Annotated in this window: 21 protein-coding genes; 2 read left to right on the top strand and 19 right to left on the bottom strand. The window is 59.0% G+C overall.

Annotated features, from left to right (window positions below):
- Window positions 1-268 precede the first annotated feature (268 nt).
- The gene (locus RB602_RS02970) at window positions 269-1,822 is read left to right on the top strand and encodes a lipopolysaccharide biosynthesis protein (protein ID WP_406568402.1); all 1,554 of its coding nucleotides are present in this window, start codon (window positions 269-271) and stop codon (window positions 1,820-1,822) included.
- A gap of 8 nt (window positions 1,823-1,830) precedes the next feature.
- Here the strand turns inward: RB602_RS02970 and RB602_RS02965 are convergent, their stop codons facing one another.
- The gene (locus RB602_RS02965; protein ID WP_317082813.1) at window positions 1,831-2,334 is read right to left on the bottom strand and encodes a low molecular weight protein-tyrosine-phosphatase; all 504 of its coding nucleotides are present in this window, start codon (window positions 2,332-2,334) and stop codon (window positions 1,831-1,833) included.
- 129 nt (window positions 2,335-2,463) lie between these two features.
- On the opposite strand from RB602_RS02965, the gene RB602_RS02960 reads away from it, so the two are divergent.
- A complete protein-coding gene (locus RB602_RS02960) occupies window positions 2,464-4,086 on the top strand; it encodes a spinster family MFS transporter (protein WP_317082811.1) in 1,623 nt (540 codons plus the stop codon).
- Window positions 4,087-4,115: 29 nt separating this feature from the next.
- On the opposite strand, the gene RB602_RS02955 is transcribed toward RB602_RS02960, so the two are convergent.
- The 18 genes from RB602_RS02955 to RB602_RS02870 form a co-directional block, all read right to left on the bottom strand.
- Window positions 4,116-5,417: a UDP-glucose dehydrogenase family protein gene (locus RB602_RS02955; RefSeq protein ID WP_317082809.1), complete on the bottom strand. Its 1,302-nt coding sequence runs from the start codon at window positions 5,415-5,417 to the stop codon at window positions 4,116-4,118.
- A 137-nt stretch (window positions 5,418-5,554) separates the two neighbouring features.
- Window positions 5,555-6,679 (bottom strand): OmpA family protein, encoded by a 1,125-nt coding sequence (locus RB602_RS02950; RefSeq protein WP_317082808.1) that lies wholly within the window; start codon window positions 6,677-6,679, stop codon window positions 5,555-5,557.
- 202 nt (window positions 6,680-6,881) lie between these two features.
- On the bottom strand, window positions 6,882-7,346 hold the full coding sequence (locus RB602_RS02945) for a DUF2793 domain-containing protein (RefSeq protein WP_317082806.1): 465 nt from the start codon (window positions 7,344-7,346) through the stop codon (window positions 6,882-6,884).
- A 75-nt stretch (window positions 7,347-7,421) separates the two neighbouring features.
- The gene (locus tag RB602_RS02940) at window positions 7,422-9,689 is read right to left on the bottom strand and encodes a phage tail protein (protein WP_317082805.1); all 2,268 of its coding nucleotides are present in this window, start codon (window positions 9,687-9,689) and stop codon (window positions 7,422-7,424) included.
- Between the two features lie 9 nt (window positions 9,690-9,698).
- Entirely contained in the window at window positions 9,699-10,085 is a 387-nt protein-coding gene (locus RB602_RS02935) for an NlpC/P60 family protein (RefSeq protein WP_317082803.1), read from the bottom strand.
- Window positions 10,086-10,113: 28 nt separating this feature from the next.
- Entirely contained in the window at window positions 10,114-10,932 is an 819-nt protein-coding gene (locus RB602_RS02930; RefSeq protein ID WP_317082801.1) for a DUF2163 domain-containing protein, read from the bottom strand.
- Window positions 10,929-13,298 carry a DUF2460 domain-containing protein gene (locus RB602_RS02925; protein WP_317082799.1) on the bottom strand — a complete coding sequence of 790 codons (2,370 nt, stop codon included), beginning with the start codon at window positions 13,296-13,298 and terminating at the stop codon, window positions 10,929-10,931. The genes RB602_RS02930 and RB602_RS02925 overlap by 4 nt, the downstream gene beginning before the upstream one ends.
- Window positions 13,299-13,509: 211 nt before the next feature.
- Window positions 13,510-14,091 carry a tail tape measure protein gene (locus RB602_RS02920; protein WP_317082797.1) on the bottom strand — a complete coding sequence of 194 codons (582 nt, stop codon included), beginning with the start codon at window positions 14,089-14,091 and terminating at the stop codon, window positions 13,510-13,512.
- Window positions 14,075-14,308, bottom strand: coding sequence for a phage tail assembly chaperone (locus RB602_RS02915; protein WP_317082795.1), 234 nt, complete (start codon window positions 14,306-14,308; stop codon window positions 14,075-14,077). Before RB602_RS02915 ends, RB602_RS02920 begins: the two co-directional genes overlap by 17 nt.
- A gap of 149 nt (window positions 14,309-14,457) precedes the next feature.
- Window positions 14,458-14,775 (bottom strand): gene transfer agent family protein, encoded by a 318-nt coding sequence (locus RB602_RS02910; RefSeq protein WP_406568388.1) that lies wholly within the window; start codon window positions 14,773-14,775, stop codon window positions 14,458-14,460.
- Window positions 14,772-15,179, bottom strand: a complete 408-nt coding sequence (locus tag RB602_RS02905; RefSeq protein WP_317082794.1) for a phage tail tube protein — start codon at window positions 15,177-15,179, stop codon at window positions 14,772-14,774. The genes RB602_RS02910 and RB602_RS02905 overlap by 4 nt, the downstream gene beginning before the upstream one ends.
- A gap of 210 nt (window positions 15,180-15,389) precedes the next feature.
- Window positions 15,390-15,812, bottom strand: a complete 423-nt coding sequence (gp17, locus tag RB602_RS02900) for a tail completion protein gp17 (protein ID WP_317082793.1) — start codon at window positions 15,810-15,812, stop codon at window positions 15,390-15,392.
- Window positions 15,809-16,033, bottom strand: a complete 225-nt coding sequence (locus tag RB602_RS02895) for a hypothetical protein (RefSeq protein WP_317082791.1) — start codon at window positions 16,031-16,033, stop codon at window positions 15,809-15,811. Before RB602_RS02895 ends, gp17 begins: the two co-directional genes overlap by 4 nt.
- On the bottom strand, window positions 16,030-16,578 hold the full coding sequence (locus tag RB602_RS02890; protein WP_317082789.1) for a head-tail connector protein: 549 nt from the start codon (window positions 16,576-16,578) through the stop codon (window positions 16,030-16,032). Before RB602_RS02890 ends, RB602_RS02895 begins: the two co-directional genes overlap by 4 nt.
- 319 nt (window positions 16,579-16,897) lie before the next feature.
- Window positions 16,898-18,160: a phage major capsid protein gene (locus tag RB602_RS02885; protein WP_317082787.1), complete on the bottom strand. Its 1,263-nt coding sequence runs from the start codon at window positions 18,158-18,160 to the stop codon at window positions 16,898-16,900.
- A gap of 33 nt (window positions 18,161-18,193) precedes the next feature.
- A complete protein-coding gene (locus RB602_RS02880; protein WP_317082786.1) occupies window positions 18,194-18,745 on the bottom strand; it encodes an HK97 family phage prohead protease in 552 nt (183 codons plus the stop codon).
- Window positions 18,742-19,050 (bottom strand): DUF6127 family protein, encoded by a 309-nt coding sequence (locus RB602_RS02875; RefSeq protein ID WP_317082785.1) that lies wholly within the window; start codon window positions 19,048-19,050, stop codon window positions 18,742-18,744. Before RB602_RS02875 ends, RB602_RS02880 begins: the two co-directional genes overlap by 4 nt.
- Window positions 19,047-20,228 carry a phage portal protein gene (locus tag RB602_RS02870; protein WP_317082783.1) on the bottom strand — a complete coding sequence of 394 codons (1,182 nt, stop codon included), beginning with the start codon at window positions 20,226-20,228 and terminating at the stop codon, window positions 19,047-19,049. Before RB602_RS02870 ends, RB602_RS02875 begins: the two co-directional genes overlap by 4 nt.
- Between the last annotated feature and the right edge of the window lie 22 nt (window positions 20,229-20,250).

Below are 20,250 nucleotides of genomic sequence, written 5' to 3'. Positions count from 1 at the left end.
GAAGCGGACACCGATGGTTCCCCGATCTTTCATTAACCGGGGGACTGGTTGTCCGTTTATGTTGGCGACCAACGTGGAAGCGCTGAACGCTCAGCGCCGCGTCGGTGAGAGGTCATATATGGGTGGCTTCTGATTCCGTCAACACACTTTTGCAATTTTATTTCAAAAAAATTCGTAAAGTTGCGCTAGAGCAGAATCCATAATGGACAGAACCGCACAGCATAGCCCGGAAATCCGCCAAACCACTGAAGAGGTGGAAGGCCCTAATATGGGCGAAGCCACGCCAAAGGCGACGGGTTCAGCCGCCAGCACGGCAGAAGAGAGCGACAAGAATTTCAGCGCAAAGGTGCGCTCGGCGGTATTTTGGCGCTCGGGCAGCCAGATTCTCGCACAGATCATCACCTGGGGCTCGACTCTGGCGGTGATTCGAATCCTTGATCCGTCGGATTATGGCCTGTTTGCGATGACTCAGACCGTGATGGTCTTTCTCGCATTCCTCAATGGCTATTGGTTTGCCGGTTCCCTGATCCAGTCGGACAATGTTTCGCAGCAAGAGATTCGCCAGGCCTTTGGTATCGTGATTCTCCTAAATGCCGGCCTTGCGCTACTGCAGATACTCAGCGCTCCCTTGGTTGCGGCCTATTATAATCAGCCTTTCATCGCCCAGATGCTCCGGGTGCAGGCGCTTATATATGTAGCAACCCCGTTTATGATCGTACCCGAGGTGCTGATGAGTCGGCAGCTTGACTTCAAAAGGCAGGCCTTTGCGAATCTGGCCGCAGCGATTGTTGGTGCGCTGACCGCTTTGCTTCTGGCCTTAAGTGGATGGGGGGTCTGGACTTTGGTGGCAGCGCCTATTGCGCTGTTCTGGACGCGCGCGATAGGCCTGATGCTCGCAGCGAGGCTTTGGGTCTGGCCAAGCTTTGATTTCCGCGGCTCGCGCAAAATGCTGGGTTTTGGCTCGACATTATTGGCGAGTCACTTTTTCTGGATTGTGCATAGCCAGTCAGACATCTTTATTGCCGGGCGCATTCTCGATCCGCATGCGCTGGGCCTTTATGCGGAAGCGCTGTTTCTCGCCCAGGTCTTTGCCGCCAAATTTGTCCCGCCACTGAACGAGGTCGCCTTCCCCGCCTATGCGCGACTGCAAAAAGAGCCTGAAAAACTCAGCTGGTCATTCCTGAAATCGATGCGGCTGATTCTGTTGATCAGTTGCCCGCTTTATTTCGGTCTGTCTGTGACCGCTCAACCTCTTGTCTCTACCATATTCGGAGAGAAATGGCTGGGCATGGTGCCGTTCATCCAGCTGCTCAGCCTAGCTATGCCGTTTATGACATTTCAGATCTTGTTCGCTCCGGCAACCAATGCGCTGGGCGCGCCGCAGGTCACTTTGCGATCATCGATTTTCGGTGCACTAGTCATGCCTATTTCCTTTGCCATTGGCATCCAGTTTGGGCCAATTGGCTTGGCTTTTGCCTGGCTTATTGGCCTGCCGATCTTTGCAGCCTTTACATGCTGGCAAGCTAAAGGTGTGATTGGACTGACCTATACCGGCCTATTCCAGGCGATCTGGCCTGGCATCTCCGCATCCATTGCCATGGCGGCGGTGGTGTATCTGTTCAACCTTCTGGCGCTTCCGGGTCTCGCCAACAAAGGCTTTGAGAATGCGATTCGGCTTGCGCTGATGGTGATGGTTGGCGGCGCTTCCTATGCCGGGTTGCTCAAAATACTCGCACCGCAGAGCCTCGACGATATCATCCGTTTGGTGATTTGCCGCAAGGCACCTGAATCTGTCGAGGCCATGGCCGACACCAAAGACTGAGGCAGGGGTCAGGCGGGGGATGATTCGCCCTGCATCAGCGCTTTTAGCAGATTCGCCGTTGCCCGATTCACCAAGCCCCAGACCTCGGCAAAATCATCGCTGCCACCACCATAGGGATCGGGAACATCCCGACGTGGATCGCCAGGGAGATAATCGAGCAGCAACCGCAAATCCGCCTTACTGCCATCCGGGCGCATGGCTTCTAGATTGGTGAGATTTGAGCGGTCCATCGCAACGATATGGCGGAAATCGTCAAAGTCGGCGCGCCTGACCTGCCTGGCGCGCTGATGGCGAATGTCTATCCCTGCTTTCGTGGCGGCTTTGATCGAGCCAGGGTCGGGGGAATTGCCGATATGCCAAGCGCCCGTGCCGGCCGAATCGATCTCTATCGCAAAACCATGCCGATGCGCATGCACCCGCATTGCCGCCTCGGCCAAGGGCGAGCGGCAGATATTGCCGAGACAGACAAACAAGATAGTGGCCTTTTCGCTATCGGGGTCAAATGTACTCATGCACAGCAACTTATGACGCATCGCGCCAAAGGTGAACCGGTTTTCAACTTGCGGATATTCCATGGCGTGCTAGCCATGCACAATAACTATAAGAATACCGGGCCGTGGTGCTTGGGAGAGGAACCATGAATGGTATCGGGCAATAATCACGCCGAGACGACGGACACATCTGCACAAGCCGCATCAGACAATCCAGACAACGCTATTGATCCAGACACGCAAAAGGCAAGCGCCTATAGCTGGTATGTGCTCGGCGTATTGGTTCTGCTCTATGTGCTGAATTTCATCGACCGCAACATTATCGCGATTCTGGCCGAAGATATCAAAAAGGATATGGGGCTGGACGACAGCCAAATCGGCTTTCTCTATGGCACCGCCTTTGGTGTGTTTTATGCGCTGTTCGGTATTCCGCTCGGCAAGCTCGCCGATAGCTGGCACCGGGTGCGGTTGATGACGATTGGCCTCACAATCTGGTCGGCCTTTACTGCCCTCAGCGGCTTTGCCCGCAACTTCGCGACCTTGAGCGTAGCCCGAATCGGCGTCGGTGTCGGCGAGGCAACCGCCAGCCCTTCGGCCTATTCGATCATCTCCGACTATTTCCCCAAAAGACTGCGCGCCACCGCGCTCGCGATATACTCTTCCGGCATCTATTTGGGCGGGGGCTTTTCGCTATTTGTGGGCGGCAAGATATCCTCTGAATGGAACAGCGCCTTCCCGGTCGACCCCCCACTGGGGTTGGTGGGCTGGCAGGCGGCCTTTGTGATTGTCGGCCTGCCGGGCCTGTTGCTCGCACTGTGGCTGGTCACCTTGCGCGAGCCGCTGCGTGGCCAGTCAGACGGCATCCTCAGTCCACCTGTTGAGCGGCCATTTGCCGGATTCTTTGCCGAAATGCTGGCGGTGATTCCGCCGTTCACTCTGCTCGGTGCAGCGCGTCAGGGCGCTGATGGCTTGCGCCTCAATCTGATCGGGCTGGTGGGAATCGCGCTGATCGCCTTGTTCCTGTTTCTGGCGCTTGGCGATTGGGAGCAATGGCTGGCACTGGGTATCGGCTATTATGCGATCTGGTCCTGGGCTTTACAGCTGAGGCAAAAAGACCGCCCAACCTTTGCCCTGATCTGGGGCAGTCCGGCCTTTATTTGCACCATATTGGGCTATGGCGCGGTCGCGTTTTCTTCCTATGCGGTCACGCTCAATGCGCCGATTTACGCCATTCGCGAGCTTGGCATTTCGCAGGCACAAGCCGGACTCTGGATCGGTGGCCCCGGTGCCTTGGGCGGTTTTCTCGGTATCACCATTGGTGGTCGTGTAGCTGATGCCCTGAAACAGACCTATTGCACTGGCAGGCTCTGGGTGGTGATTTTCGGGGTGGTGGCACCCGTGATACCGTTGATCATTGCCTTCACGACCACCAACATCATCCTGTTCTATATCCTGAACTTCCTGATGAGCCTGTTTGCCAGCTCGGCTCTGGGCGCGGCGGCTGCCACAACGCAGGATCTGGTGCTACCCAGAATGCGTGGTGTGGCGACGGCGACCTTCTTCCTCGCCACCACCTTGGTAGGCCTGTCGCTAGGCCCCTATATGGTCGGCAAGGTCTCAGACATGAGCGGCAGCCTGACGACCGGGGTGTTGTCACTGCTGGCAGTAGCCCCGATTGGCCTGGTTCTGCTGATCATCGCCGTGCGGCAACTGGCCCAAGCTGAAGAAAGCGTAATGCAACGCGCTATCGCTGCAGGAGAACCGGCGCAGTAAGGTGCAAGCGGTATTGCGATAAACGGAGATTACCGTCCTACGCTGTGATAGGTGAGGCCTGCTGCGCGCGCCTCTTCAGGATTATAGATATTGCGCAGATCGACCAGCAGCGGCTGCGCTGCAATCTGTGCGATATGCTTGAGATCAAGCGCGCGGAAAGCATCCCATTCGGTAACAATGACCACAGCATCGGCATCGGTCACAGCCTCATAGCTGGACCCGGCCATGGTGACCTCGGGCATCAATTCGGCGGCGATGTCCATGCCCTCAGGATCAAAAGCAGTGATGTTGGCACCCGCATCTAGAAGCGCCTGAACAATCGCCAGCGATGGCGCATCGCGCATATCATCGGTATTGGGTTTGAAGGTCAGGCCCAGCAGCGCAACCTTGCGCCCGCGCGCCTCACCGCCCAGCGCATCAATCACCTTGCGGCCCATTGCGCGCTTGCGGTTGTCATTGACCTTCACCACCGACTCGACAATGCGCATCGGGCTGTCATTATCCTCGCTGGTCTTCAACAGCGCCAGCGTATCTTTCGGGAAGCAGGAGCCACCATAGCCGGGGCCGGCATGGAGGAATTTCGGCCCGATGCGATTATCAAGACCGATGCCACGCGACACCTCCTGCACGTCGGCACCAACCTTCTCGCACAGATCGGCGATCTCGTTAATGAAGGTAATCTTTGTCGCGAGAAATGCATTGGCAGCATATTTGATCAGTTCAGCGGTTCGGCGACCGGTGAACAATATCGGCGCTTCATTGAGGAAGAGCGGGCGATAAACTTCGCGCATAATGCGTTTGGCTTCTTCCTCTTCGGCACCGATGACGATACGGTCGGGCCGCTTGAAGTCGTCAATAGCCGCCCCTTCACGCAGAAATTCGGGGTTAGACACCACCCAATTTTGCACATTGGGATTGGCTTCAGCCAAAATCCTTTCGACCTCATCGCCGGTACCAACCGGTACGGTCGACTTGTTCACAATAACCATCGGTTTGGTCACGCTTTCGGCGATCTCACGCGCCGCGGCATAGACAAAGCTGAGATCCGCATGACCGTCGCCGCGCCGCGATGGTGTGCCGACGGCAATAAAGACTGCATCTGCATCTGCAACCGAAGCCGGAAGGTCGGTTGAAAAGCTCAATCGCTCTTCTGAAGCATTGCGTTCCACCAACGCATCCAAGCCAGGCTCGTAAATTGGCATCTTGCCCGCAAGCAGGCCGGCAATCTTGGTCTCATCCTTGTCGACACAAACGACATTATGGCCAAAATCGGAAAAACAGGCACCGGAAACCAGTCCAACATATCCCGAACCGATCATCGCAATCTTCATGATAATCCCCAACTTCGTAAATTGAAGAGCGCTTTAACCATCAACTAGACAAATAGAAAGCCCGATATCCGCGCAGCGTGGGCAAAAAAAGGGCCGGTCCGAAGACCAGCCCCTCTTTTCTAACCATGTGGCTAAACTTACATGCCCGAACCCGGACCATAAGTAATTTCCACACGACGGTTCTGCAATTCGCGAACGCCGTCAGCGGTCTGTACGCGCGGCATGGATTCACCAAATGCCTCGCTGGAGATCGCACCCGACGGAATTCCGCGTGAGGTGAGATACGCACGAACCGACTCGTTACGACGCTGAGACAGGCCAACATTGTAGCTCTGTGAACCGGAGCGGTCAGCGTGGCCAGCCAGCATGATCGGAATGCTGTTACAATTGCCATAAGCAGCCACAGCGTTGTCAAGAATGGTTGCCGCTTCAGGTGTGATGTTCGACTGGTCAAAGTCGAAGAACACAATGTAGGGCCCCTTGGCGCACGGCGCTGCAACTGGCGGCGGCGGCGGCGGCGGCGGTGGCGGTGGCGGAGGCGCTACCGGCACTGGCGGCGGCGGTGGCGGAGGCGCCTCTTCACCGCCGAAGTTGTAGATAAGGCTGCCCAGCAAACTGTGCGTGCGAACACGTCCATCCAAATCACGACCAGTACGATCAACGACCGAAAGGGCATCAGTATTAAAGAACCGATACTTCAGGCCCACATCGAAATTGTCTGAGATGGGTGCGCGAACGCCTGCCAAGACCTGCCACGCAAATCCGGTGTCGGAATCGTCAAGACCCGGGCCACCCGTTCTCGTTACTGCGGAGTAATGAGTATCAGTGCGTGCAACACCAACACCTCCACCTACAAATCCCTGCAAACCATCATCTTCACCGAAGTCCAGCAAACCATTCAGCATGAAAGCAAGCACATTGGTATCACCGGCAACGGCATCAAGCGTGCCGTTGGAAAACCCTGCAGGAGAACCGACGGGGAAACCTCTGGAAGCATTAATAACGTCGGGATCCGCTTCCCTGTAGCTTACCTCGCCTTCAAGACGGAAAGGCCCAAAATCATAGCCAACATAGCCGCCAAAATCATAGCCTGTATCACTATCAACGATGACCGCATCATTGACGCCTGCAATATCAAAGCCGATATCTTCAATGATGGTGACACCACCATCGACGCCAACATACCACTGGCCGTCACGTGCATAGGCAGGTGCGGACAGGGCGGTAGATGCTAGCGCCAGTCCAATGACCAACTTCCGCATGTAATATCCCCTTTCGGATTCAAAGCAAAACTCGAAATACTCTCTAACGCCATGGTAAGATGCGTGCAAGCCAGCAATTTAATGAAGTGTTGCAAAAATGTCGCCATTTCCATGTTTTGCATTGGAAAACTGATAAACCCGACCGCTGTAAACTCGTGTTACTCTCCCTCTTTTACCGTTGCTTTTCATCGCTTCATTCTTGTCAAACCATCAAGCCGAATTGCTCAAGCGCATTGCGCAAGGCAAGAATCGCGCTGCGCGCTTCCTGATCTATGACCTCTCCACCGGAGGGTTCAGCCATGGTCGGCGTCATTCTCCAAAAGCCGGAGCGGAACACCATGCGGGCGGCAGTTGCTCTAACCTGCACGATCTGCCCGTCCTGAGGGGCAAGATAGACCCATTCCCCGGCAATAAAGCCCGCAATAGAACCACGCCACTCCTCCCATATCCCGGAAGCTGTCCCGGATATCAGCCAGCATTGGCCGGGCTCAGGGGTTAACCCATCGGGTGTTTCGGCTATCCCCTCGACCACCATATTCACCAGCAGGTCAAGCTGGGCGAGTGCTTCATTATGATGGACTTCCTTGTGTGCCTGACCAGGATATAGCAGAGGCAGCCCATATCTGGCGGTATTGGCCTCTGGATCATTTGCAGTGATTTGCGCCATAGGGTCGTCCTTTCATTTTTGCCGGAAAGTCATGAAATCAAGCCAGAGTTGCAAAGACATGCCCAGATATCCGCTCTAAAGCAGCGATATGCTGGCTGCATCTGAGACTCCATAGTCACCAATCTGCCGAATCGATGCGCCCAGAGCTTGAGAAGGTCCGAGATTCCAGCCATTGAGCATATCTGCGGTGATAGTGAAATCAGGTCTATCAGTTTCAAACACCCCTAAAGTGATGCGGTCATCATCGGTCCCGAGCAGTTCTATGCTGACCTGATATCGCTCATCCAGCTCGGCCATCGGTCCTTCCGCGCCATCTCGCCAGCCAGGGCGATGTCTGTCGCGGCGCGTCCACTGCAAGGCGATATTGCCCTCGTCATCCGCGCTGTGCCGCAAATGCACCGGTGCAAGCGGCATCAGGGCACGCGCACCGGGCGACGCGGTGCGCAAAATGGGCTCGGGGGCGTAAGGACTGGTGGCCGCATAATGCTGTTCAGCATCGGCGGCGAACCCCTGACTATCGATTGGCAGGATCGCAGAATCGAGGAGAAAAAGGCGCGTATCGACTGGATGACTGGTTTCGCCGCCACGCCCATCGCCCAGGGCACGATAGATCTCTGACAATCGGTAGCGACCGTCGCCGACCCATTCGGCCATACCGAATTGTATGATTTCCTCACCCAGCATCGCGACATTGCGGCCAGCGTTTAGCCCATCACTATCAAGTGACTCCAATTGCGGATCGGTTTCGCCAAAATCAACTTCCAGCGCCAATTGTCGGTTAAGAAACAGACCTTTCGAAGCAGGCACCACAGTCAGGGTTTTGCCAGTAATGGCTGCATTGCGTACCCGTCCCAAAGATAGCAACAGGCCTCCATCTGCGGTTGCGCGGAAAATATCCGCATGGCGCCAGCCTGCCGGTTCGCCGTTTGCCGACCATGCAGCTACGAAAAGCCTGGGCTGATATGCAATTTCATTCGGCAAACAAGGAAGGTCGAGTAAGGTCCAGTCGATGGGGCCAGCCGGATAGTCAGCTGGTTGCACACTGCGCCCTGCGCTATAACCAGCGTAGGACGGTAAAGCTGCGCCGGAATAAAAACGCACCAGATCAACCCGACAACCAATACTCCGCGATTCATTTTGCGCTATATTCTCAAGCGCCCAATGCCGTATCCGCCAAGAGGCGTTGCTATCCTCCAGCCGCACCAATTGGCCGGGCCGTAAATCGGGATCGATTGTGGCGAGGAAAACTGTGCGCTCGGACTGGTTCGCTTGGCGTTCCATTTGGAGCTGCTGAACGACGGTCTCTGCGTCGTCGACTGTCAGAGCTGCTGGCAGATCAAGCTGCTCGGTTCTGCCTCTTTGGCTGCTGTCAACAAGCCCCGATACTGAACGTCGCAATCCGGCCTGAAAGTCGCGTTCCGGTTCATAGTAACGCAGAATCAGGGTCTCTGCCTGTTGCTTTGGCTTGTCGCGTTGCTCTGCTGCCGCATCTGCTGTTTCACTATCGAGGAGTTGGTCTTCTGACCGAAGCATGGGAAGTGAACTGCTATCTGCAGCATCATATGCCGTATTTGCAGCCAGCAAGTAGAGCCCCGAGGCACGCCAATCGGCATGCATCGGGAAAGCGGCCATCAATTCCTCAATCGCCCCGCGCCAGCTATCGGCCTGTATCGCATAGCCGGTTATCGTTGCAGGCTGTTCCGGCATATCGGGGTCTGCGTCGGGAAAATCGCTTATAGGCATTACAGGCGAGAATTTCTCATCCCCTGCGATCACTTCAAAGGTCAGCGACGGGATGCGATTGCCATATTCGGTCAGATCAAAATCCTCGAATACGCAATAGGCATAGTCGCGATAGGCGGGAGAGGAATGGGCACCCTCCGTCCCGGCTATCAGCGGATCGACCGGCTGATCGGCAAAGCCATTGTGCAGACGAAAGCCGGTCTCGGTTTTGAAATCACCATTAACCCCGCGCAAGAGATTGCCATCGGCCCAGATCCGGCCAATCGACGCTATGGGCCGCGATGACAGCGCGACAGCGAAGGACACGCTATAGGTATAATGCGTCTGTGAAGGGCGGCCCTTGCCGCCACCCGTGCGCTCACGATGTTCGACCAGATCGGTTGCCCAGATCACCGTACCGGCAACCCGCATCTGACCATAGATGCGCGGAACGATCGCGCCATATTGCGAGGTCTGTACTGACAGGTCGGCGAGGCGCGGGCCTTTCTGTGATCCGCCAAAGAGCATGTTATCGACGCGGTTGCCCAGCAGCGCCCCGACCGCACTGCCGACAGGGCCGCCAACAAGCTGCCCGACTGCGGACAAAACCAGTGTCGCCATAACCGTCTCCTAATGGATATGAATCGGGTCCAGCCGCCAATGTGCGACCAGCGGCCAGTCCTGATGGTCCGGCCAAAGCACCACTTTGCCAATACTGTAATGCGCATGGACAAAGCCCTGGTCGACGGCGACCATCAGATGGTGCTGGCCAGGGCCGGGCGCGACACAGAGAATATCGCCCGGAAGAACAATACTATCCGAGGCGAGTGCAGTCAGCCCTGCCTTTTCCGCCCAAGCGCGACACGTCGACCGGCCTGGTCCGCGCAAACTATAGCGAAAGTCCGGTAACGGGATATTGGTCAAATCGCGCAGCGCGTGGCGCGCTACCCCGACACAATCGAGACCGGTCTCGGGATCACGCCCCTGAAAGCGAAACGGTGCACCGATCAATTCCATCGCCCGCTGCGTGATACTCTCTCCGCGGCTATCCATAGGAATAGCGGGTCAGCAGGTCATTGCCGGGTAGATGCGGTTCGCCTCGGAAATTGGCGCTGTTGTTAAAACGGTCGCGGCAGGTGACGAACTGCTTGTCACAGCCCATGGTGAGCATCGCGCGATCACCCGGCTGTGGCACGCAGCTATGGATATCGCTGGGGATCAGCCTTCTTTGCTGCACAGCGCCAATGGCGAATGTTGATCCGCGACAGTTGCCGCTTAACCAGCGAATATGGCCGAACAGATAATGGGGCGCATCTGCTTCACTTATGGCATCAAAAACCAGTGCGCCATCAGCATCCACGCTCAGCAGCTCTGCCTCGATACGAAAACGCTGGCGCGACAGGCCGCAGCCATGGCCGCCAAAATCGGCGCGGCAGCTCGGCGATGTGCGCGGGCAGGGAGCCGCTTCGAGCGCCGCTTTGCCGCTTTGCACTTCGGCTGTGAACGCGCCGGAGCGGCGGCTGATTTCGCCGATTTCGCCATGGACCAGCCAGTCCGGGGTACGATCCGCATCGGCCCAATCCGCGAAGCCTATAGCGACCCGCGCACCATTCCAACGCCCGGCCTCGAGATCGGCCTCGCTGATCGCATCATGCGCAATCACGCCCTGCATATCCATGGTGTCGGGCCGCAAACCGTCTTCCAGCATAATCGCCGAGGGTTGAATGCCCGGCACCGCGCGATAGCGAAAGCCCTGCCGCCAGATATCGCGATCATGGCCAACAAAGCCGAGCGCAACACCATCGTGTCGCTCCAGCCGCCAGACAATGGCGACCGTTTCCAGCGCCTGACTAAACCAGCTCATGCCGCTACACCCTGCTGTGCTGGCAGGGCTTCGCCGACATCTTCGCGCAGTTCGATCAGCCGCACGCTCGCCGCTTCACCGGCAGCAAAGGTGATAGCGCTTACCGCCAAGCGGTCCTCTGCAAAGCGCACCGGTACATCGAAGAGATAGCCCGCGCTGATTTGGCTGTTTGCGGGCGGTGGCGTGGTGAAGCGGATTATACCGCCCGGTTGCAGCGACCAGCCGCTGGTTTCGGCGCCATCCATCGCGATGCGGATGGTATCGGCAACCGGGCGAGTAATCCGCCGCAATTGTGGATCACCACCCTGCGCATCGCCATAGGCCCTTAGCAGCGGGAAATCGCTCTGCTCACCATTGCCGGTGGCAATCCATTGATCGCTTGGCTTTACCGCCTGGCCGTTATCGGCACTGCTATGATCAAACGGATCGCGGAAGCGGAAACCCCGCGCCGGACCGGAGCGCGCGCGGAAGAAACGCATCAGCACCGCCAGATCTGCCTCGGAGGCAACCGATGGTCCGACATCATAATGCATCCGCGCATCGCTCCAGCGGCTGTTGCGCCGTTCATGGCCGTCGCCAGTGGTAAGAATCTGGGTCGAGAATTCCGCCTCGGCCAGCATCTCCATGCTCACCGGCAGCGGGAAAGCCACATCATCAAAAGCCTGCACCGCATCATCTCCTGCCAAATCAAACACCACCAGCCCATCGCGCGCCACTTGCGGCAGGGCCCAGAGAAAAATCGTCGGGATTTGCCGTTTTCGCGCATCCTCAGCAGCGTCGATAATCCCGTGCCACTGAGCCTTGTCTTCCGGGTTGAGCACAAAGCCGGAGAAATAATGCTGTTCATCCAGCGGATAGCCCAGCCGGTCGGCGACCAGCGCCAATGCTCGTTCGCGCGTGCCAGTGCGGCGCTCGGTGGCCCAGTCATAATCCTCCAGTTGCAATATATCGAACGCCGGACGCGCCCAGCCCAAGGGGATATTGGCGCGCAGCACTTCGGGACTGTCGGGATCGGCGATGGTCGGTAGGTAGATGAGGATACTGAGCTCAGCGCCCGCATTACCCGCCATATCGCGCACCGCATCGGCCAGTGCCGCCGTGGACTGCGCCAAAACCGCGCCCGCTGCATCGAGTAAGGCATTCTGCGCCGCCGACATTGGCTGACGCACATCGCTTATCTCTACCGACAGCGACCCAAAAGCGGCATTGGCGGCATCATCATAGAGGCAGATACGGTGATCAAAGCCAACCCACCACCAGGGTTCGCCAACCTGAAACCGCACCGGTAGCCCGGCGCTCTGCTGAATCGCGACAAAGCTGCGCGCAACATTCTGCAAATAGCCCATGGCTTCGTCATTGGCCGGGCTCAGCAGGGCTGAGGGTGGATCCCATCCGGTCAGCCCGGGATTGCCCTCAAAATCGCGCTGCTTCCAGTCTTCCGGGCAATGGCGATTAAACAGCTCATAGGAGAGCGAGAAGATCAAATCATGCCCCGCCGCCGCAGCGCGCTGAGCAAGGTCCTGATGCCAGGCGCGGCAGGGCGTGTTTATCGCAGACTGTCCATCCCGAACATCGACCAATTCACTCTCGGCCACCAACCGGAAATAATGGCTCATGCCGACATAATGGCTGATCGGCCCTACATAGCCCAATTGCCGCACGCTGCGCAGCAAGCGCTCGGGCGTCTGGTTCAGGCTGTCATCATAGGCGGTGGCCATGGAGAGACCGTGCTGCGGCACCATGATATCGCCTATATGGAGCATCGCGCGATGGCCCGAACAGCGTATCTCGCTAATATCCACCCGGCCCTCGCGCACTGCGACAAGCGATGCCGTATCAGGATCATAATCCGGCGGCACCAGCGAGATGAACATGCGGTCAATATCGCCCGCATAAACCGGATCGGCCTCATCAGGGAGCAGGAAGCCGCCCTGTAAATCGGAGAAATTGAGGGTAATCAGCGCATCACTGGGACTGCCTTGGGCGTAGTTCCACAGCCGCACATACCAACTGCGCGGATGGCCCTCGGCATCGCGGCCCTCAATCGTCAGTGTCGGCCCGTGCACCGCATCAAGCGCTTTGATACCGCTCGAACGCCAGCGAAAGCTTAGGCTGGTATGGCGATAATCGCGGTCGGTTGCATAGGCGAGCAACGCATGATCCAGCCGGTCCTCGCTGTCCCAGATCAGCCCGGCCAGCTGGTTACGATCATAGAAGACCGTGCGCACCGTCAGCGCATCCGCCGCGCTGGTCACGACAGACGCCATCATCGGCCGCGGGAAATTGACGGTCCAGAATCGCGGATCAAAACGCTGAATCACATCGCCCTGCTGGCCATTGCGTTTTTCAGCGAGCCAGAAGTCCATGAGATGGTCCTTTCACGTTATCCTCCCCCAAGGGGGAGGGGAACCATCCGCAGGATGGTGGAGGGGCACAGGCCGCATGATGCAATGCTTGAAAGGGCATGCATGGATTGGTGCCGACTGATCGCGAGCCATTACAAGCAATCTATCAGGCCGAGGGTGCCCCTCCACCAGCTTCGCTGGTTCCCCTCCCCGTGCCGGGGAGGATAAAAGATCACCGCTCCGCCCGGCGCACCGCATGGCCCAATGCACGGGCCACCTGGCGTGAGGAGCGTTGCAGCGCCGCCGGGGCGCTTTGGCCATCCTGCGCATTGACGGTAATCGCCACTCGCATATCGCGTGGCTGGGTTGGCGTGGCACGGCCATTGTCGATGCGGCCGCTGCTGGTGGGGATGAAAAGCTCCGGCCCCTGCTCACCAACGCGATAGGCGCGCCCCGGTGCCACCGGCCCTCCGGTTGCGCGCCCCGGCAGGCCAAGTACGCTGCCAAGCAGACCGCCCAGAACGCCGCTTAGTCCTCCAGTGCCAGCGCCCAGCCCGATACTGTTCAACCCGCTCGAAAGCGCAGCAGCGGCAATATCATCGATTACGGACAGCGCCACTTTACGCAAATCCTCAAAGCCAAGCGAACCATTGCGCACTGCACGCATCAGCCCGGCCTCCAGCGTCCGTCCAGCGCGGTCAAAACCGCTGCCCAGCGCACTATCCAGCGAGCTGCGCATCGTCTCGACATCACGGGCGAATGTCTGTGTATCGCCGCGCACCGAAACAACCAGTTCCTCAATCACTGCATCCATCGGGGAAATCCTTCAAAAGTCGCGCAATGTCCGCAACGGAAGGCGGATCAGCATCGCCACCCTCTGCTTGTTTCAGCGCCGCAAAGATACTGTTCAATTCCGCCGGGGTCGCACTCCAGAATTGCTCGGGCATCCAGCCAAAGCGCAGCGCCATGATCCCGGCAAGCCGCGAAGCCGCAGGCGCAAACTCTGGTCTGCTCTGTGCTTCATTATGCATTTGGCTGTTTTCTTGATCTCTCTGGAACCAACCCGAAACCGTCATTGCGAGGAGCGACAGCGACGCGGCAATCCAGGGCAGCACTTTGCGGCTCTGGATTGCCGCGCTTCGCTCGCAATGACGCTGGAGTTTTCAAAAAGATGGTGCAATCATCGGCCCTGCAAAACCTGGTGCAGGATCGTGCGCAAGATCGGTGTGGCATTGGCAAGCCCCATGGTCAGTACCGCCTGCCCGACATCTTCACGAGATAGGGTTTCGGGCCGGTCAGCAATGCAGTGCCAGAACAGCCCCGCCATATCCTCCAGCGCCATCTGGCCCGCCGCCGCACGCTCGACCAGTGCGAATAGCGACCCGAGATCAGCCTCGGCGGCGACCAGAGCGGAAAAGCTGGGACGGATCACATAGCGCTCACCGACAACGACCAGTTCGGCCTCGCCGCGTTCGGCATTGGCAGTCACCGCGCTCACAGGCTGGTCACCGCGCCGGAGCTTTCCAACGCCAGCGTATAGCTGCGCTCGCCATTGAAATCTCCGGCATAGTCAAGCCGCGACACAAGGAAACGCCCGCGCATCCGCTCGCCGCTTTCAAAGCTGAGCTCATAGTCATCGACAATTCCTGCCAGCGCATGGTCGCGCATCCGCGTCTCGGCATCGGTGCCGAGGAAAATCCCGGCACCCGATACCGACACCGAGCGGATGCCCGCGCCCGACAATAATTCGCGCCAGCCGCCCGAATCCTTGTTGGTCACCATCACCGCCTCGCCATTGATGCTCATCTGCGTCGTGCGCATCCCGGCTACGGTGTTGAACGCGGGCGGGTTGCCACCATCGGAGATTTTCAGCAGGAAGGCGCTGCCCTTTTCTGCGGTCATATTCTAGGTCCTTTCTATGGTAAGCACAAATCCTCCCCGGAACGGGGAGGGGGACCAGCGAAGCTGGTGGAGGGGCACCATCGGCATGATACATTGCGTACGATAAGCCAGGATCAGGCGGCACAAATCTATGCCCTTCAGACATCACATCGTACGGCCTGTGCCCCTCCACCATCCTTCGGATGGTTCCCCTCCCCCAAGGGGGAGGATTTAGGAAATAATCGCCCGCGCTCGCCAATTGCTGCGCATGCGCCAGACGCCGTCTTGCGTCAGCGCAGTGCGGCGGTTTTGCGGGATCAGCGTCACGATACGGCCAGCCGAGAATGCATCCGGCACATTGGCCATGCGCTCCTCCATCGCCGCAATAAGAGCCGAGAAGCGCGCTTTATCCTCACCGCGCATGGCAAGGGTCAGCACCAGCTCGACCTCGCGCCCGGCAAAGCCTTTGCCGCTCCAGTCCGCTGTCTGCGTCGTCGTCACCTGCAATGCCGGACGCGCTTTCGGGCGGCGGGATTGATCGCTTATGTGCGCCATATGCCGCGCCAATATCGGCGACTGGCTAAGCCAATCCTCAATATGCTGACGCAGGGCGAAGTCAGGCGCCTCTAGCCCCTGCAAATCCGATACTGTCATCGCCGGGTCCTTTTCAGCAGAGAGAAATAGGGATCGCCAAGCCAGCGGCGCATCAGTCCAGGCGCTGTGATATGCAGGCGATGGCCTGATCCATCGTGCTGCACTGTGGCTTCGGGATAGTCTGCCAACACAGCGTCGGCTATCCGTTGCTGATGCTGCTTGGCCCGCGCTTCGGCCATGGTTTCAGCACGTTCAACCAGCTTTGTACCAAAATGCTTCATGCCAGCCGCAGCCTTCGCCATGGACGCCACAGTGCCGCAACGGCAATGGGAGGCATGACTTCACTATCCGCAGCGCCTTGCAAATGTTGATGCGCGGCGAGGCGGACAATGCCCTGGCGCAACAGTTCGGGCAGCTGCTCCCATTGCGCGGCAATCCCCGCTGAATAGCGCACCTCGACAGGCACCACCGGCAGCGGTGCCAAAAGTGCCACACTGCCAAAACCCTCACCATCGATATCCATCTGATAGGCGGTAATCGGCAAGGCTGTTCCATTGCCGTCATCATCAATGGTGCGTATCTCTTCTATGGCGATAACCGGATGATCGGGCAGGCGTTGCATCCCGGTCCTGAGCGTCAATCGATAGCACCTGCGGCTATGTAGCAAGGCCCGCCCGGTAAAGGCCTCACACAGCGCATAGGCGGAGCGGAAATGCGACAGCAACAGCGCATCATCCTCGCTATTCTCAATCGCCAGCAGGGCTTTGAGCTCGGCCAGCGCTGCCGCATCTATCATAGCTGGCTGGTCAATAATCGAGAGGGTCATCACACTGCCTCCTTGCCGATAGCGAGAGTTACAAAGGTCGCCCGCACCGCCGGGAGGGGAGGGACCGGCGATGCGGGCGCGGCAAAGCACTGGCGGAACCAAAGGTCCGCGCCATGCTCTGCCGATCTGGAAAATCCTCCCCCTTGGGGGAGGGGAACCATCCGAAGGATGGTGGAGGGGCACAGGCGGCATGATGCAATGTCCGAGGGGGTACTCACCCGTGCCGCCTGATCGCGAGCCATTACATGCAATCTATGAGGCCGAGGGTGCCCCTCCACCAGCTTCGCTGGTCCCCCTCCCCGTGCCGGGGAGGATTGCGTCAGTTAATCGCACCAAAGCGCATCAGCTTGATCGCCTCGCTGTTAAGCACCTGCCCACCCACGCGCTTGGTGGCATAGAAATGCACAAACGGCTTGTTGGTAAACGGATCGCGCAGGATCGTCGTCGCCTTACGCTCGGCGATGAGATAGCCGGCGCGGAAATTGCCGAAAGCAATCGACAGGCTGCCGCTGGCAATATCGGGCATATCCTCGGCCTCAACCACCGGATAGCCGAGCAGCGTATCGGGGCGACCTTCGGCCAGACCCGGCTGCCACAGAAACGCGCCATCCTCGGTCTTGAACTTGCGGATCAGTGCCAGCGTGGTCGAATTCATGACGAAGCTTGCACCCTGACGATAGGCAGGCTTGAGGCTGTGCACCAGATCGATCAGGCGGTCTTCCGGATCGCTGGCCGCAAAGCCCGCATCCGCGCCCGAAAAAACCGTCTGCAACGTACCAAAGGCGCGGGTTGCGTCACCGGCATCGCTGACCGGTGCTCTCAGGAAACCGCGCGGCTGATTGGCACCGGAGCCTTTGATAAAGGCGGCGCCTTCAGCCCGGGCGAATTCCTCGGCAATCTCGCTCGCCAGCCATTGTTCGACATTGAACGCAGCATCATCGAGCATGGTCTGGCTCGCCGCTGGATTGGCGTATAGCTCGCCCGAAGGCGGTGCGATTTCGGCAAAGGTCGGTGTATCGGTCTCGTCACGCGCGGCGGTCTCGCTGACCCAGCCGGACGGTGTGCCGCCATGGGTGATCAGCTTGCGATAACCGGCGCTGCCCGTCTGCACCACATTGGCGATGCGGCGAATGGGCGAGATGGTGTTGAGGGTTTTGGCGATCACCGCGTCGAGTTCATCGGGGACGGCAAAGCCGCCTTCGGGGCCACTGCCAGCGTTGAAGCTCTTGATCTCGGTCTCGCGGCCCGCTCGCAAATAGCCATCGACAAAGGCACGCAGAGCCGGGCTGGTCGCGCCGCCCTTCACCTCTGCTCCCGATGGCGCGGCAGGGCTTGCGAGCACCGGGCGCGCTGCGGCCGAGGCGATCCGCGCCATGCCGGTTTTGAGCGTGGCCGTCTCGCCTTTGAGCGCATCAACATCGGCCTTTACGCCATCAACCGCGCCTTCCAGCGCGTCAATCCTTTCACCATGCTCATCGGTCTTGAGCATCGCCGCAAATGAGCTTTCCAGCGGATCGCCACTCGCGCCCGCGCTATCAACAGCCACGCCTTCAGGCGCGGCATTTGCCACTGTCTGTTCCATAATCATGCCTTTCAGTTGGGGAAGTATTTTCGTTTACGCTGCGAGCAGATGCACCCTGGCATCGGGCTGCATCGGGAAGGTCACCAGGCTGATCTCGACCAGATCCAGGTCGAGCAACAGCCGCGGTGGGCCGATCTGATAATGGCGCACACGATAGCCGAAGGAGAGGCCGGTCACCGCGCCTGCCTGCACCATGCTGCGTGCCTTGGCCGCAGAACCGCTGGTGGCGTCAATCGTGGCAATGACTCTCAGGCCACGTCGGTCCTCGGCGATATGCTGCACCGTGCCGATACGCTGCGCCCCACGATGCTGCCACAACAACGGGCGCGGACTGCCATCACCCAGCGTACGCCGAAACGCCCCACGCCGGATCACATCCCCGCCGCGATCCATGCGGTCAAACAGCGCGGCATAGCCGGCAAAACGAACAATCCCCCTCTCCTTTAGGGGAGGGGCAGTGAGACTTAGCGCCGTCAGGCGCTTAGTCGCAGCGGGGTGGGGGCTATCCGATTGCGCTGTGCCGGTTGAACGCCACCACCCCAACCCCTCCTCTGAAGAGGAGGGGCTATCCAATCGCGCGCTCATATCTCCCAGCCCCATAGCCCCAGCCGCACCGCGAGACCGATCAGCAGCAGCGCCAGCGCGCCGCGCACCATCCATGACAGAAACGCATGCCAGACGCTGCTTTTCGCCTCATGCCAAGCGCTGAGCAGTTCGCGCAGTTCGGCCATATCGCGGCGTGCGGTGGCATCGGCAAGACCAAGATGTTCCAGCGCCCGCGCTGCGCCGAGTTCGCTCGATTCCTCAACAATGGCGCGCAGCGTCACCAGATCGGCCTTGTCGCTACCCGCCTGCGCGATCAGCCGCGCCAGCAATTCTTCCCGGCTCATAGCGTTTCCTTTCCTGGTTCCAGCCCGAGCATCGCCCGCTTCTCCTCATCGCTGAGGAAATCCGCCGCACTCACCCGGTTCCACAGCTTTTCGCGATCCTCGGAAAAGGCCGGTATCTGATCGATATCAACGGACAGGTCGGCATCGGGCCACCAATGGCGCAGCGCGCCGCCCAGACCGCCCAGCATGGTGCCAAGCAGCGGCAAGATGGTCAGCCGCCACAGCGCGCGATTGGCCTCGCGATAATTGGCATAGGTATTGTCGCCCGGCAGGCCGAGCAGCATCGGCGGCACACCAAAGGCCAGCGCAATGTCGCGCGCCGCTGCGGCTTTGAGCGCGACAAAATCCATATCCGCCGGGCTGAGGCTCATGCCCTGCCATTTGAGACCACCTTCGAGCAGCAAGGGCCGCCCGGCATTGCCCGCGCCGCCATAATTGCTCTCGAGCTCCGCCTTGAGCCGGTCAAACTGATCAGCGCTCAGCACCGCCCCCGCCTCTCCCGGATCATAGACCAGAGCCCCCGATGGCCGCGCCGCATTGTCGAGCAGCGCCCGGTTCCAGCGACTGGCGGCATTATGAATCGCCACCGGCTCCGCCGCCGCGCCGAGACAGCCCAGACCATAATGGTCATCATCGGGATGCCATGTCTTGAGATGCACAATATGCGGCGCGCCGTCATCATCATAGGCGGCAAAGCGCGTTACCGCTTCACCGACGCGATAGAGATAGGCGGCAGGCCAGCCCTGCGCATCGCTCTCAATCGTCACCCGGTCGGGGCGCAAGGGATAGAGGCGTTCGGGTTTGCCCTCGGCATCGCGGGCGATCTGCACATAGGCATTGCCATGCAGCAGGAGGTGCGAGGCCAGTGTGGCGAGCAACTGGCTGCTATCCTGCGCCTCGTGACTGGTGCTTTGCAACAGTGCGTTTATCGGCTTGTCAGCAAGCAATGGCGCACTGCCTGCCCCTTCGGCGACAATCCGAACCGAGCGCTGCGCTACCGCATTTTGCTGATAGGCGGCGCGCACCTGGCTGATATAATCGCCGGGCAAACCTGATGGGGTGGAAGCGCCATAGATCAACCCGCGCGGCCATGTCTCAGGCCCGGTCACCGTCTGCGCCGGGCGCGGCGGACCGGCCCAATGTTTCAGGGCCAGCCAGCCCGTTCGCCAAAAGGACATGAAAGGTCTCCTTGTGAGAAAA

It is taken from the genome of Parasphingorhabdus sp. SCSIO 66989 (assembly GCF_032852305.1).
GTDB lineage: Bacteria > Pseudomonadota > Alphaproteobacteria > Sphingomonadales > Sphingomonadaceae > Alterisphingorhabdus > Alterisphingorhabdus coralli.
This window is presented reverse-complemented; position numbering and strand designations above follow the sequence as displayed.